This window comes from Novosphingobium rosa NBRC 15208 (assembly GCF_001598555.1).
In the GTDB taxonomy this organism is placed as follows: domain Bacteria; phylum Pseudomonadota; class Alphaproteobacteria; order Sphingomonadales; family Sphingomonadaceae; genus Novosphingobium; species Novosphingobium rosa.
Genome location: NZ_BCZE01000028.1, coordinates 72538 through 86459, shown reverse-complemented (window position 1 = coordinate 86459; position 13922 = coordinate 72538). Strand labels below are relative to the sequence as shown.

General features: G+C 66.4%; 15 protein-coding genes. 13 read left to right on the top strand and 2 right to left on the bottom strand.

The window, feature by feature from the left end; genetic code table 11:
* Positions 1 to 50: 50 nt before the first annotated feature.
* Positions 51 to 659, bottom strand: a complete 609-nt coding sequence (locus SR3_RS11870; RefSeq protein ID WP_068085790.1) for a methyltransferase family protein — start codon at positions 657 to 659, stop codon at positions 51 to 53.
* Between the two features lie 509 nt (positions 660 to 1168).
* Between SR3_RS11870 and rplJ the strand changes: the two genes are divergently transcribed.
* Positions 1169 to 1681, top strand: a complete 513-nt coding sequence (rplJ, locus tag SR3_RS11865) for a 50S ribosomal protein L10 (RefSeq protein WP_068085787.1) — start codon at positions 1169 to 1171, stop codon at positions 1679 to 1681.
* An 87-nt stretch (positions 1682 to 1768) separates the two neighbouring features.
* A complete protein-coding gene (gene rplL, locus SR3_RS11860; RefSeq protein ID WP_068085784.1) occupies positions 1769 to 2146 on the top strand; it encodes a 50S ribosomal protein L7/L12 in 378 nt (125 codons plus the stop codon).
* Between the two features lie 154 nt (positions 2147 to 2300).
* Here the strand turns inward: rplL and SR3_RS11855 are convergent, their stop codons facing one another.
* Entirely contained in the window at positions 2301 to 2933 is a 633-nt protein-coding gene (locus SR3_RS11855) for a c-type cytochrome (RefSeq protein WP_068085778.1), read from the bottom strand.
* 117 nt (positions 2934 to 3050) lie between these two features.
* Here SR3_RS11855 and SR3_RS11850 point away from each other — a divergent pair, with 117 nt between their 5' ends.
* The 11 genes from SR3_RS11850 to SR3_RS11800 all read left to right on the top strand — a co-directional run bounded on the left by SR3_RS11850 (position 3051) and on the right by SR3_RS11800 (position 13787).
* Complete coding sequence (locus tag SR3_RS11850; RefSeq protein ID WP_068085775.1) at positions 3051 to 3950, top strand: prephenate dehydratase; 900 nt, start codon at positions 3051 to 3053, stop codon at positions 3948 to 3950.
* Between the two features lie 87 nt (positions 3951 to 4037).
* Positions 4038 to 4775, top strand: a complete 738-nt coding sequence (locus tag SR3_RS11845) for a hypothetical protein (protein WP_245653880.1) — start codon at positions 4038 to 4040, stop codon at positions 4773 to 4775.
* On the top strand, positions 4772 to 6046 hold the full coding sequence (locus SR3_RS11840; protein WP_068085768.1) for a hypothetical protein: 1275 nt from the start codon (positions 4772 to 4774) through the stop codon (positions 6044 to 6046). Before SR3_RS11845 ends, SR3_RS11840 begins: the two co-directional genes overlap by 4 nt.
* On the top strand, positions 6043 to 7020 hold the full coding sequence (locus SR3_RS11835; protein WP_068085765.1) for an AAA family ATPase: 978 nt from the start codon (positions 6043 to 6045) through the stop codon (positions 7018 to 7020). Before SR3_RS11840 ends, SR3_RS11835 begins: the two co-directional genes overlap by 4 nt.
* Before the next feature lie 5 nt (positions 7021 to 7025).
* Positions 7026 to 8378: a DUF58 domain-containing protein gene (locus tag SR3_RS11830; RefSeq protein WP_068085756.1), complete on the top strand. Its 1353-nt coding sequence runs from the start codon at positions 7026 to 7028 to the stop codon at positions 8376 to 8378.
* Complete coding sequence (locus SR3_RS11825) at positions 8375 to 9496, top strand: stage II sporulation protein M (RefSeq protein ID WP_084455450.1); 1122 nt, start codon at positions 8375 to 8377, stop codon at positions 9494 to 9496. Before SR3_RS11830 ends, SR3_RS11825 begins: the two co-directional genes overlap by 4 nt.
* A complete protein-coding gene (locus SR3_RS11820) occupies positions 9489 to 10382 on the top strand; it encodes an RDD family protein (protein WP_245653879.1) in 894 nt (297 codons plus the stop codon). The genes SR3_RS11825 and SR3_RS11820 overlap by 8 nt, the downstream gene beginning before the upstream one ends.
* Before the next feature lie 98 nt (positions 10383 to 10480).
* Positions 10481 to 11605: a flavodoxin-dependent (E)-4-hydroxy-3-methylbut-2-enyl-diphosphate synthase gene (gene ispG, locus SR3_RS11815; protein ID WP_068085750.1), complete on the top strand. Its 1125-nt coding sequence runs from the start codon at positions 10481 to 10483 to the stop codon at positions 11603 to 11605.
* Between the two features lie 297 nt (positions 11606 to 11902).
* Positions 11903 to 12463, top strand: a complete 561-nt coding sequence (locus SR3_RS11810; RefSeq protein WP_068085746.1) for a retropepsin-like aspartic protease family protein — start codon at positions 11903 to 11905, stop codon at positions 12461 to 12463.
* 39 nt (positions 12464 to 12502) lie between these two features.
* A complete protein-coding gene (locus SR3_RS11805) occupies positions 12503 to 13003 on the top strand; it encodes a GNAT family N-acetyltransferase (protein ID WP_068085743.1) in 501 nt (166 codons plus the stop codon).
* A gap of 37 nt (positions 13004 to 13040) precedes the next feature.
* Positions 13041 to 13787, top strand: coding sequence for a murein L,D-transpeptidase catalytic domain-containing protein (locus SR3_RS11800; protein ID WP_068085740.1), 747 nt, complete (start codon positions 13041 to 13043; stop codon positions 13785 to 13787).
* The last annotated feature ends 135 nt before the right edge of the window (positions 13788 to 13922 follow it).

The following is a 13922-nucleotide window of genomic DNA, read 5'->3' as shown; positions in this document are numbered from 1 at the left end:
CGGATGGTCTTACCGTCCGGCGCTTTGTCATGCGGGATTGGCAGGGGGGATCAGAAAACGCCGGGGATCAGCCGAAAGCGCACCTTCTCGCGATAGGCGCGATAGGCTTCATCTTGCGAGAGCAGCTTTTCCTCGGCCTGCAGGCGCAGGATCTGGGCGGTCCAGCCGATGGCGTAGATCGCCAGATTCAGCGGCGAGAAGAACAGCAGCAGATTGCCGATATGCACCAGCAGATAGCCCGCATACATCGGATGACGCACCAGCGCGTAAGGGCCCGAGACCTTTACCCCGCGATTGGCGGGCGCGATGCCGAAGCTGCGGCGCAGCGCCAGCTTGGCGGCGGCCTGCCCGGCATTGCCCAGAATGACCAGCAGGATCCCTAGCGAGACGATCTGCGGCAGCAGCGCCTGACCCGGCACCACCAGCAGCGGCGCGGCGGTGGCGGTGATCGCCAGCAGCCAGTCGCCCGGCTTGCGGGTGATGGCCTCGGTCGGGCGGCGGATCAGCACGAACAGCAGCACCGCCGTTTCCGACACCAGCAGCAGCGGCGCGTAAGGGTTGGTCGAGCGAATCACCCGCTCCAGCAGGGCGACCCACAGCACAAGAATCACCACCTGCTCCAGGCGATCGAGCAGCTTGCCCAGCCTAGGGCTTTGCAAAGCATGGACATTTTTTATTGGCGGCTGTTCCGCCCGGGCATGTGCGGCCATAATCCCCGGATATTCCTGTTTTGGCGAGGCCCCCCGACCTCTGCGAACCGGGATCCGTCATAGCTGTGCAACCGTTAACAAGGTGATGTTGCAAACCCCGTGTTGCGACGAGCCGAGACACGGCCCAGCCGGCACCGAGCGCCGCTTGACTCCTTGCCCCGCGCCGCGTAATGGCGCTCCACGATTCCGGGGCGACCCGGTTTCATCCGTCCGAGACAGTTGGCGCAGGTTCCCTGCTTAATCGTCCAGCCTAGACGGGGAAAAGAGATTTTCACGGCCCTGTCAGCACTGCTGGCATGCGCCCGGCGTGCTTCTTTCAAGGACGCGCAACTCCTTCCCCATGTCGACATACGGAACAACCGCCTCCGGGCCGGCATGCGGCAACGCGTGCATCCCGGGGACAACGTAGCCGGTCGCAAGGGGCATGCCTCATGCGGCCACATGTGAAGGAGTATGGCATGGATCGTTCGCAGAAAGCCGATTCGGTTGCCGCTCTCAACGCGGTCTTCAACGAGGTCGGCGTGGTGGTTGTCACCCGCAACCTCGGCCTCACCGTGGCTCAGTCCACGGTGCTGCGCGGGAAGATGCGCGATGCGGGCGCGACCTACAAGGTTGCGAAGAACCGTCTTGCCAAGATCGCCGCTCTGGAAACCCCGTGCGAAGGCATTGGTGATTTCCTGACGGGTCCGACCGCGCTGTCGTGGTCGATTGATCCGGTCGCCGCCGCCAAGGTGGTGGTCGATTTCGCCAAGACGACCGACAAGATCGAGATCGTCGGCGGCGTGATCGGCGGCGTGGTGCTGGACGTTGACGGGGTCAAGGCGCTTGCCACGATGCCCTCGCTCGACGAACTGCGCGCCAAGCTCATCGGCCTCGTCCAGGCGCCCGCGACCAAGCTGGCCCAGCTTTCGACTGCCCCGGCAGCCAAGCTGGCCCGCGTGTTCGCCGCCTATGCGGACAAGGCTGCCTGAGTTCAGGCCGAGTAAGACGTTTCAAGCGTTTCGTGCCCCGCTGCAATTCCGCGCGGGGCGCACCCAACATTGAATGGAGTAATCATCATGGCTGATATCGCCAAGCTCGTTGAAGAACTGTCGGCTCTGACCGTCCTGGAAGCCGCTGACCTCGCCAAGGCCCTCGAAGAGGCTTGGGGCGTTTCGGCTGCTGCCGCTGTTGCCGTTGCCGCTCCCGCCGCTGGTGGCGAAGCTGCTGCCGCTGTCGAAGAGAAGACCGAGTTCGACGTGATCCTCACCGGCGACGGTGGCAAGAAGATCCAGGTCATCAAGGAAGTGCGCGCCATCACCAACCTGGGTCTGACCGAAGCCAAGGCTCTGGTCGAAGGCGCCCCCAAGGCCGTCAAGGAAGGCGTGTCGAAGGCTGAAGCCGAAGACATCAAGAAGAAGATCGAGGAAGCCGGCGGCACCGTCGAGATCAAGTAAGATCTCAACAGCTGTCGGTCGGTTCGCCGATCAACGCGAAAAGGGCGCAAGCTGCAAGGCTTGCGCCCTTTTTGTTTGGGTTGCGTGCAGCGGGCACGAAAAAAGCCGCCCCGAAGGAGCGGCCTTTTCCAGTATGGTAGCCAGGTTGGGCGGCTTAGCCGCCTGAAGCGGCTCCGCTGGCGGCATCGCCGGCCTTGGCCTCACCCGCCTTGGCGTCCCCGGCCTTGGCATCGCCCGCAGGCGCCGCGCCAGCCGCAGGCGCGGCGGGCAACGGCACATTCGAGCCCTGCTTGTTGAGATAGACGATCACATTGGCGCGATCCTCAGGCGAATCGAGGCCCGCGAAGGTCATCTTGGTGCCATCGGCAAAGCCGCGCGGGTTGGTCAGCCAGGTGTCGAGGCTCTTGAAGTCCCACTTGCCGCCCTTGCCCGCCAGACTGGAGGAGAAGGCGAAGCCGCCGCGCCCCTTGGCGATCTCATCGCCCACCACGCCATAGAGATTCGGGCCGACGCCATTGGGGCCGCCCTGAGTCACGGTATGGCAGGCCGCGCATTTCTGGAACACCTGTTGCCCGGCGTTGGGATCGGCCTTGGCCAGCAGCGTTTCGATCGGCACGGCTGCCGCCGCCCCGCCCTCGGCGGCGACACCGGCGATGGGATAGCCCATGGTGGCCGGTCGCTCATTCTTGTCGGCTTCGAAATGATGCCGCGACAGGCTGGATAGACCAAGGGCCACGATGCCCGCACCCAAAACCCAACCCGCAATGGTATTGAAACGACCGCTCATCAGATTGCCTCGCCCAAGTTCATGCAGAAATATTTTTATACTCCTTGTTACGGAGCATAAAAACCGAGCGCAAGAGCCATTGCGGGATGGCGTCGCTGGCTCTAACGCTGCGCCGCTATGCACTCTTATCCCGCGCCCGCTCTGATCCAGGTCAAAACACTGACCGACACCGCCGAAGCCGATCCCCGCCGCGCCATGGCTTTTCAGGGCGCGCCGGGCTGCAATTCGCACCGCGCGGCGCTGGATTTTGATCCCGAATGCGCGCCTCTGCCCTGTTTCAGCTTCGAGGATGCGCTCGATGCGGTGAAGGAAGGCCGCGCCGACCGCGCGATCATCCCCATCGAAAACAGCCAGCATGGCCGCGTGGCTGATATGCATTTTCTACTGCCGGAAAGCGGCCTTTCCATCGTGGGCGAGCATTTCATCGGTATCCACCCCAGCCTGATGGCGCTGCCCGGCGCGAAAGGCCCCTTCACGGCGGCTTATTCGCATCCGCAGGCGCTGGGCCAGTCGCGCCATTATCTGCGTGAGCGCGGCATCACGCCGATGAGCTATGCCGATACGGCGGGCGCGGCGGCCTATGTCAAGGAAATGAACGATCCCGAGGCGGCGGCCATCGCGCCCCCGCTGGCCGCCGAGCTCTATGGCCTCGATATCATCGAGAACAATGTCGAGGACGCGCCCGACAACACCACGCGATTCGTGGTGCTGGCGCGCGCGCCGCTCGATCCGGCGAGTCTCAAGGGGCAGGTGGCGATGACCACCATGATCTTCGAGGTGCGCAACATCCCCGCCGCGCTTTACAAGGCGCTGGGCGGTTTCGCCACCAATGGCGTCAACATGACCAAGCTGGAAAGCTATCAGAAGGGCGCCAGCTTCTCGGCCACCATGTTCTATGCCGATATTGTCGGCGCGCCGGGCGATACAGGTGTGGATCATGCGCTGGAAGAACTGGCCTTCCACTGCAAGGAATTGCGCATTCTGGGTACTTATCCTCAGGAGCGTGAGCGCGGCTGAACGAGGCTGGCGTAAGGCATAATGCTTGGCCTGACCGCGCAGAGACTTGATCGCGCCCGAAAAAACCGGCACACCCCAAACTAGGTGATGCCCCGGAGCCTTTGGCTGCGTGGTCGTCTTTCAGGGAACTGGGGCAGAGTTTTGGCGGGCGAGGCGGCAGTCGATCCGGCGCAGGGGCAAGCCCTGCAGGCCCATCACGCCACGCTGGAGCGCTGGCAGCAGCTGCGCGCCTCGCATGACCTGCAATTCAGCCCGCCCCCGCCATGGCAGCCCGATCCGCCGCCAGCCTGGCTCAAGGCCTTCGGTGAGCAGCTGGGCAAGCTCTTCGCCCCTGTGGCCCGGGTGTTTGGCGGCGCCTGGCCCTGGGTGGAAAAGCTGCTGATCGTTCTGGCGGTGCTGGGCGTGCTGTGGCTGCTCTGGGTGCTGCTTTCGCCCTTGCTTCGCCTGCGTCGCCGCGCTGTTGCCGAGGAAGAGGCGCCCGGCTGGGTGCCCGCCAGCGAGGAGGCCATCGCCCTGCTGCGCGACGCCGAAAGGCTGGCCGCGGCAGGCGATTTCGACGGCGCCACCCATCTGCTGCTGCGGCGCAGCGTCCAGCAATTGTCCTCGGCCCGCCCCGGCCTTGTCCACCCCGCCAGCACCGCGCGCGAGATCGCTGGGCTGCGCAGCCTGCCCGATGCGGCCCGCGCGGCCTTCGGCACCATCGCCGCGCGGGTGGAGGCCAGCCGCTATGCGTTGCGCCCGCTGGTGGAGGGTGACTGGCTGGCCGCGCGTGACGCCTATGCCGCCTTTGCCCGCCTGCCCTTTGCCGAAAGCGCTCCGGCATGAACCCGCGCGCTTTCTCGCCCCGCGCCGTGCTGGTGCTGGTGCTGCTCGGCGTGGGGCTCTTCGCCGCCCTGCTGTGGCAGATCGGCGGCGGCGTGGCGGCCTCACGCACCGACAACGGCGGGGCGCATGCGGGCGGCACCGGGCTCAACGGCTTTGCCGGGCTCAACCGCCTGCTTCAGGGCGAGGGCTATGCCGTCACCCTGGGCCGCAGCGAGGCCGATTGGCACACCGCCGGCGTGCTGGTGCTGACCCCCGAAGCCTATGCCGATGGCGAAAAGCTGACCAAGGCGGTGACCGAGCATCGCCGCGTCGGCCCGGTGGTGGTGATCGCGCCCAAATGGCAGACTTTGACCGCCGACACGCGCCAGCCCGGCCAGCGTCAGGGCTGGGTGCGGATCAATGGCACCGAACTGCCGCATTGGAAGGGCTTTCTCGACGATGTCGCCGTGGACACGCGTGGTTTCGGCCATGGCGCGCGCCGCGTGGCGACCTCGCTGAAGGTTCCGGCTCCGGTGCTGCCCGATGCGATGACAGTCGAAGTGGGGCAGGGCGAGCGGTTGCTGCCTTTCGCCGATGCGCAGGGCCATGTGCTGGCCGCCCGCTATGATGAAACAATCCCGCTCAGCACCGATGATGAGGATGAGGGCGAGGCGAAGCAGGCCCATCCGCTGTTTCTGGTCTTCGAGCCCGATCTGCTCGACAATTACGGGCTGTCGCATGCGGACAATGCGATCTGGGCGGCGGATTTCTTCCATCGGATCGGTCAGCCTCAGGGGCGCGTCACCTTCGATGTCACCTTCAACGGTCTGGGCCGCGCGCCCAATCTGCTGACTCTGGCCTTTATGCCGCCCTATCTGGCCGCCACGCTGGTGCTGGGGCTGGCGGTGGTGGCGGCGATGTGGCGCGCTCTGCTGCGCTTTGGCCCCACGCTGGACGAGGGCCGGGCCATCGCGCTGGGCAAGGCCAGCCTGCTGGGCAATGCCGCTGCGCTGATGCGCCGGGCGCGGCGGTTCCATGTGCTGGGCGCGCCCTATGCCGATGCCTCGCGGGCGCGGCTGGCCCGGGCCCTGTCCCTGCCGCGCCAGATGAAGGCAGAGGCGGTGGATGCCGCCATCGATCGCGCTCTGGCCGCCCGCCGAGCCTCGGGACTTGCTGTGCCCGACCAGACTTTCACTTCAGCCGCCGCGCAATTGGCGCGTGCGCAGGGCGAGGGTGAGATTCTCGCTCTGGCCCGCACCCTGCATGCCATCGAGAGGATTGTGATCGCATGAGCGACTTGAGCCAAAACCTCAGTTTGACCGATGTGGCCCGTCTGGCCCAGGCCATCCGCGCCGAGATCGGCAAGGCCGTGGTGGGCCAGCGCGCGGTGGTCGATCACCTGCTGGTGGCGCTGTTCTCGCGCGGCCATGTGCTGCTGGAGGGCCCGCCCGGCACGGCGAAAACCTTTCTGGCGCAGAGCTTCGCCACGGCGCTGGGGCTCGATTTCGGGCGCATTCAGTTCACGCCCGATCTGATGCCGGGCGATATTCTGGGCTCGAACCTGTTCAACTTCCAGACCAGCACCTTTACCCTCACGCGCGGGCCGATCTTCTGCGAGGTGCTGCTGGCCGATGAAATCAACCGCACCCCGCCCAAGACTCAGGCCGCGCTGCTGGAAGCCATGCAGGAACGCCGGGTCACGCTGGACGGCGCGGCCCATCCGCTGCCCGAAAGCTTTATGGTGGTGGCCACGCAAAACCCCATCGAGCAGCAGGGCGTCTACCCGCTGCCCGAAGCGCAGCTCGACCGTTTCCTCTTCAAGCTGCGCGTCGATTACCCCGGCGAAGCTGAAGAGCTGGCGATCCTCACCCGCTTCGGCCAGCAGAGCGGCCCGCCCGATCCGTGCGCGCAGGGCGTGCGTGCTGTCACCGATGCCGCGACCTTGGCCGCCGCCGCGCGCGCCGTGGCGCAGGTGACTCTGGCCGAGCCGGTCGCCGCCTATATCGTGCGCCTGCTGCGCAGCACTCGTGACAGTGCCGATCTGGCTTGCGGCGCCTCCCCGCGCGCGGGCGTGCTGCTGGCCCATGCCTCACGGGCGCGCGCCGCGCTGGAAGGCCGCGACTATGTGCTGCCCGACGATGTGAAGGCGCTGGCCCCCGCCGTGCTGCGCCACCGCCTGCTGCTCAGCCCCGCCGCCGAGATCGAGGGCAAGACCGCCGAAGCGCTGGTGGAAGAGCTGATCGACCGCACCGAGGCGCCGCGCTGATCCTGATGCGCTGGCTCTCCGCCTTGCTGGCCCGCCTGAAGCCGGATCAGGCGCCGGTGCCGACCGCCCGCGCGGTGCTGGCGCTGGTGGCGCTGGCCGGCATCGGGCTGGCGATTGCGGTGATCGTGCCGGATGGCTGGATTGTCGGGCCGTCGCTGGGTGTGGTGTTGCTGGCTTTGGTGCTGGTGGATGCCGCGCTGGCGGGCGGGCTGGGCGCGGTGACGCTCACCGCGCCGCAGGAAGTGGAAGTGGGCGCCCCGGCTCATCTGGTGATCCGCGCCACTCTGTCGCCGCGCGCCAGTCAGGTGGAGGCGGCGTTGGGGCTCGATCCGCGTCTGGCGCCGGGCGGAGTGCTGGCCTTGCCGCTGGCCCGCGCTGGCGAGGCCCATGAGGGCGACGCCATCATCACCCCCAGCCGTCGCGGGCCGGGGCAGATCGAGGCGGTCTGGCTGCGCTGGCAGGGGCCGCTGGGTCTGGGCGCGCGTCAGGCGCGGCGCGCGCTGGAGCGGCCCTTGCGGGTCAATCCCAATCTGGCGCTGCTGCGCTCACGCGGGGTGCAGGCCACCTTGCGCGATGCCGATATCGGCCTTGTCGCCCGCCGCATCCATGGCGATGGCACCATGTTCGAGGCGCTGTCCGACTATCATCCCGGCATGGACCGGCGACGGATCGACTGGAAGGCCTCGGCCCGCCACGCCCATCTCTACGCCAAGGAGTATGAGGCCGAGCGCAACAACCGGATCGTCTTCGCCCTCGATTGCGGGCAGGCGATGTGCGAACCGGTGGCGGGTCTGGCCCGGCTGGACAGGGCGATTTCCGTGGCGCTGGCGGCGGGCTGGGTGGCGCTGAAGGGCGGCGATCTGGTCTCGCTGTTCGGCTTCGCCAGCCGGGTGCTGCTCTCCACGCCCTTTGTCACCGATGCCAGCGGCTTTGGGCGGTTGCAGTCGGCGGCGGCCTTGCTCGATTACGAATCGCGGGAGCCCAATTTCACGCTGGCGCTGGCGACTTTGGCCCAGCAGTTGCAGCGCCGTTCGCTGATCGTGGTCTTCTCCGACTTCACGGACCCCACCAGCGCGCAATTGATGGTCGAGAGCATCGGACGGCTGGTGGCGCGCCACCGCGTGATTTTCGTGACCATGCTGGATGAGGAACTGGAAACCCTCGCCCGCGCCGAGCCAGAGGCGACACAGGATGTCGCGCTGGCGGTGGGGGCGGGGCAGTTGCTGCGCCAGCGCGCTGTGGTGACGGCCAGGCTGCGCCAACTGGGCGTCGATGTGATCGAGGCACCGTATGACAGGCTGGGGCTCAGCCTGATCGATGCCTATCTCTCGATCCGGCAGGCGGGGGGAATCGGATGAGCGACTGGATCGAGACGATCAAAGCCCGGCTGGGCCGGGGTGCTCCGGCGGAAGAAGGCGCGATCCGCGCCGCCCTGCTGCGCTCCGACCGCTTTCGGCAGGAGCGCGAGGAAGACTGGAAGCGGCTGGACAGCATCGTGCTGCGGCTGGAGCAGGGGCGCATTCGCCGCCTGTCGGATGAGGATCTGCTGGAGCTGCCGGTGCTGTATCGCGGGCTGGTCTCGTCGCTGTCGATCGCGCGCGAGACCTCGCTGGATATGGCGACGGTGCAATGGCTGGAGGCGCTGGCGCAGCGCGCATGGTTTCAACTGCATGGCGCGCGGCAGGGTTTTGGCGGCTGGCTGAAGGGCTTTTTTACCGGCGGCTGGAGCCGGGCGGTGCGCGGCATGGGTCTGGACCTTGGCATTGCCTTTGCGGTGCTGGTGGTCGGCACGGTGCTGGGCTGGCTGCTGGTGGCGCATGATCCGCAATGGTATGGCGCTCTGGCGGGCGGGGCGGGCGATGTGCGCGTGCCCGGCGCCAGCCGGGACGTGCTGCGCGGCACGCTGTTCGGCGCTCAGGACCAGAACGGGCTGGGGGCCTTCGCCGCCTATCTCTTCGGGCACAATGCGCAGATTTCGATCCTGTGCTTCGCGCTGGGCTTTGCCTTTGGCGTGCCCACGCTGATGCTGCTGGTGCAGAATGCCGGGATGCTGGGCGCGATGCTCTGGCTGTTCCACGGGCAGGGGCTGACCTTCGATGTGGTTGGCTGGCTGTCGATCCATGGCACGACCGAGCTTTTCGCCATCACGCTGGCGGGCGCGGCGGGGCTGCATATTGGGCGGGCGGTGGCCTTTCCCGGGCGGCGCGGCGCCATGGCGGCGGCGGCCGAGGCGGGCTGTCGCGGGGCGGTGGTGATGCTGGGCGTGGTGCTGATGCTGGTGGTGGCCGGGCTGTTGGAAGGCTTTGCTCGCCAGCTGATTCAGGACACTGTGCGCAGGCTGGCCGTGGGCGGCGGCATGCTGGGCTTCTGGCTGCTCTATTTCTTCGCCTATGGGCGCAAGCGCCTTTCCGACGGGCGCAAGCGATTCTCGGACGGGCCCAAGCGATTCTCGGATGGGCGCAAGCGCCATGGCTAACCTGCATCGAGAAGAGCCCCGCCGCCGCACGCTCGTCACGCCCGAGGGGCTGACGGTGCCTTTCATGCTGGCCTCGCGCGGCAGCCGGGTGGGGGCGCTGCTGATCGATCTGATCTGCATGGGCCTGTCGCTGTTGCTGGCCGCCATCGCCATCGGCTTCACGGCAGGCAGCCTGAGCGAAATGGGCGAGCATCTGCGCGGCGGCACGGCTCAGGACCATGCGATGCAGGCGCTGTTCGCGCTGTGGATCATCATCGCTTTCCTGATCCGCAACGCCTGGTTTATCGCCTTCGAACTCGGCCCGCGCGGGGCCACCCCCGGCAAGCGCCTGATGCGCATCCGCATCGCCGCGCGCGACGGCGCGCGCCTCACCCCCGAGCGCGTGATCGCCCGCAACCTGCTGCGCGACATCGAGCTGTTCCTGCCATTGATCATGCTGGGCTCCAGCATGGGGCAGGGTGACAACACCGGCTGGCTGGCGACCCTGTGGTTCCTGCTGTTCGCGCTGCTGCCGCTGTTCAACCGCGACCGGTTGCGGGCGGGCGACTTGATCGCCGGGACATGGGTGGTCGAGCGCCCCCGCAAGCCGCTTGCCCGCGCCCTGACCGAGCAACCCGCCCATGCGCCCGCCGCCGCCTATCGCTTCCGCGACGCCGATCTGGCCGCCTATGGCGAGTATGAGCTGCAGCGGCTGGAAGAGGTGTTGCGCCTGCGCAAGCAGGACCAGATGGCGCTGGTGGCCAGCGCCATCTGCGACAAGATCGGCTGGAACACGCCCCAAGGCGTGGATGTCGGGCCGTTTCTCGATGCCTATTACACCCAGCTGCGCGAAAGGCTGGAAGGCGGCATGCGCATGGGGAAACGAAAGGCCGACAAGCACGCTTAATCGCCTATGGCCCATCGCCGACGTTTGCGGCGGCGGCCCGATGCGCTATAGGGCGGGCAAACGAGGGGCACCCTCCAGCCCTCCAGCAAGGACCGTTCATGTCTTCAGTGCGTCCCTGGCGCGATATCGCGCGCCGCCAAAGCCGTCAGATCATGGTGGGCAAGCTGCCCGTGGGTGGCGACGCCCCGATCTCGGTGCAGACCATGACCAACACGCTCACCTCCGACGCCAAGGCGACGATCGACCAGATCCGCCGCTGCGAGGATGCGGGCGCCGACATCATCCGCGTCTCCTGCCCCGATGTGGAAAGCACCGCCGCTTTCAAGCAGATCGCCCGCGCCGCGCGCGTGCCGCTGGTGGCCGACATCCACTTCCACTACAAGCGCGCCCTTGAGGCCGCCGACGCCGGCGCCGCCTGCCTGCGCATCAACCCCGGCAACATCGGCGGCAGCGACCGCGTGGCCGAAGTGGTGCGCGCCGCCAAGGCCAATGGCTGCGCCATCCGCATCGGCGTCAACGCCGGGTCGCTGGAGAAGGATCTGCTGGAGAAATACGGCGAGCCCTGCCCCGAGGCGCTGGTCGAATCGGCGCTGGACCACATCAAGCTGCTGCAGGACCATGACTTCCACGAGTACAAGGTGGCCGTGAAGGCCTCTGACGTGTTCCTGGCGGTCTCGGCCTATATGGCGCTGGCCGATGCGGTGGATTGCCCGCTACATCTGGGCATCACCGAGGCGGGCGGTCTGATCGGCGGCACCGTGAAGAGCGCCATCGGCATGGGCAACCTGCTGTGGGCCGGTATCGGCGATACGATCCGCGTCTCGCTCTCGGCCGAGCCCGAGGAAGAGGTGCGCGTCGGTTACGAGATTCTCAAGTCGCTGGGCCTGCGCACGCGCGGCGTTCGCGTGGTGTCGTGCCCGTCCTGCGCGCGTCAGGGCTTTGACGTGATCCGCACGGTGTCGGCGCTGGAGCAGCGTCTGTCGCACATCAAGACGCCGATCTCGCTCTCGGTGCTGGGCTGCGTGGTGAACGGGCCGGGCGAGGCGCGCGAGACCGATATCGGCCTGACCGGCGGCGGCAATGGCAAGCATATGGTCTATCTGTCGGGCGTGACGGACCATGTGATCAACAGCGAGGAAATGCTGGATCACATCGTCGGGCTGGTCGAGGCCAAGGCCGCCGAAATGGAAGCCGCCGAGGCCGCCAAGGAAGCAGCCGAGTAAGAATTGAAGGGATCAGTGCGAGGGTGTTACACCCTCGTGCTCCCATGAATGTCTGCGTTGTGTATCGGGTTCGGCCAAAGGGCTAGGGTCGCTGCGCCGCAGGCTTTCAAACGAGAAAAGGCGCCGGGGCATTCTGCCTGCGGCGCTTTTTGTTGCGCAGGTGGAGAGACTGGGCACATCGATCGGGTGCCACTGCCTTATCGTCGGAAGACGTTCTGGGAGCGCGAGGGGGTAACCCCCTCGCATCTTTCCTTACTTCCATGATTCCCTAACCCTTTCCCCTTAAGTGGAAAGGCCATGAATCGCCTGCTCCGCTTGACTGTCTTCATCCTGATGCTGCTGTTCGGGCTGGCGCGGGCCATGACTCACCACAACACGCCTGTCGCTCAGGCTGAAACGCCGGCTGCGGCAGCGGTGGCGGATGCCACGGCGAGTGAGCCCTACAATCCATGGGGCATCAACCACACCCCGCCGGGCGCGAGCCAGCCGGTCGAGCCCAAGGTGCTGGTGCGTGACAGGACCGGCCAGTTCCACATCGATGTCGCGGTCAATGGGCGCAACACGCGGTTTCTGGTCGATACCGGCGCCGATCTGGTGGCGCTGACGCCGGAGACGGCGCAATCGCTGGGGCTGAACATCAGCGCGGGCGATTATCAGCCGGTGCTGCGGACAGCCTCGGGCACGGGCATGGGCGCGCCAGTGCTGCTGGACAGCGTGGAGCTGCTAGGGCGGCGCATGGATCATCAGCGGGCGGTGGTGGCGCAGGGGCTCACCGAGAATCTGCTGGGTCAGTCGGTGCTGCGCGAGATGGGGCGCGTGGAGCTGAAGGGCGATACGATGGTGCTGATGCCCAATTGACCGCTTGCGGGCCGGGGCACGCTTTGCCAAGGCGGCGCCATGAGCACCTTCATCCGTTCCGCCACGCCCGACGATCTGCCGCTGATCTGCGCCTTTATCCGCGAATTGGCCGAGTATGAGGAACTGGCCCATGCGGTGCGTTTCGACGAAGCCGTGTTGCATGGTTATCTGTTCGGCCCGCGCCCCATGGCCGAGGTGCTGATCGGCGAGGTGAAGGGAGAAGCGCAGGGCTTTGCGCTGTTCTTCCATAATTTCTCCACCTTCGAGGGACGGCCGGGCATCTATCTGGAAGACCTCTATGTGCGGCCTGCCGCGCGCGGGGCGGGGCTGGGCAAGGCCTTGCTGGTGAAGCTGGCGGCTCTGGCGGTGGAGCGCAATTGCGCGCGACTCGAATGGTCGGTGCTGGACTGGAATGAACCGGCGATCGGATTTTATCGCTCGCTTGGGGCGATTCCTCAGGAACAATGGACCGTAATGCGCGTTGATGCAGGCGCTTTGTCTCAGCTCGCCGCAGGCCAGAGCGCTTCCGCCGAATCATAATAGCCAAAATGGCGGAGCTAAAGCATGGATGACGACCATGACGGGATCGCTGAATCGTAGAAACCTGCTGGTTGGTGGGTTGTGGACTGGTGTGGCTCTGGCAACGCCCATGCGTTTGCTGGCGCATGCTCACAAGCACAGTGCCGCGCATGGCTTGGGTCATGCCGGGGCTGAGGGTGGAGCATCGCATCTGGCGCAGGCCGCGCCGGGCTTCGAAACCATGGCGCCCAGCGCGAGCATGCCGGCCACGGCCAGCCCGCTGACGGCTTATGAGCGCCAGGTGGTGGGCATCGCCCAGCAGCAGATCAGTCGCCTCTCCGGCGTGATCTGGAAGCGCGATCTGGTGGCGGTCGCCGATTTCGGCCGCCCCTCCAACCTGCCGCGACTGCATTTCGTCAATGTCGAAAACGGCACGCTGCGCTCCGAACTGGTCGCCCATGGCCGTGGGTCCGACCCCCAGCATGACGGCTGGCTCAAGCATTTCTCGAACACCGTGAACTCCGAGGCGACCTCGCGCGGGGCTTATCTCACGGCTTCGATCTATGACGGCAAGTACGGCCCCTCGATCCGCCTGCGCGGTTTGGACGCCGATAACTCCAACGCGCTGGAGCGCGCCATCGTCATGCATCCGGCCTGGTACGCCGCGCCTGACATGCTGTCGAAATATGGTAAGCTGGGCCGCTCGGAGGGCTGCTTCGCGATGGACCCGCAGCAGTTCAACAAGGCGCTGACTCATCTGGCGGCGGGGCGTCTGCTCTATGCCGACCGGATTTCCAACGGCTGATTTGGTGAACAGCCAAGATTAAGGAAAATTAGGTGCGAGGGGATTATCCCCTCGCGCTCCCATGAATGTCTACGTGGCGCTTCGGGTTCGGCCAAAGAGCAAGGTCGCAGCGCCGCAGGCATTGAAACGAGAAAA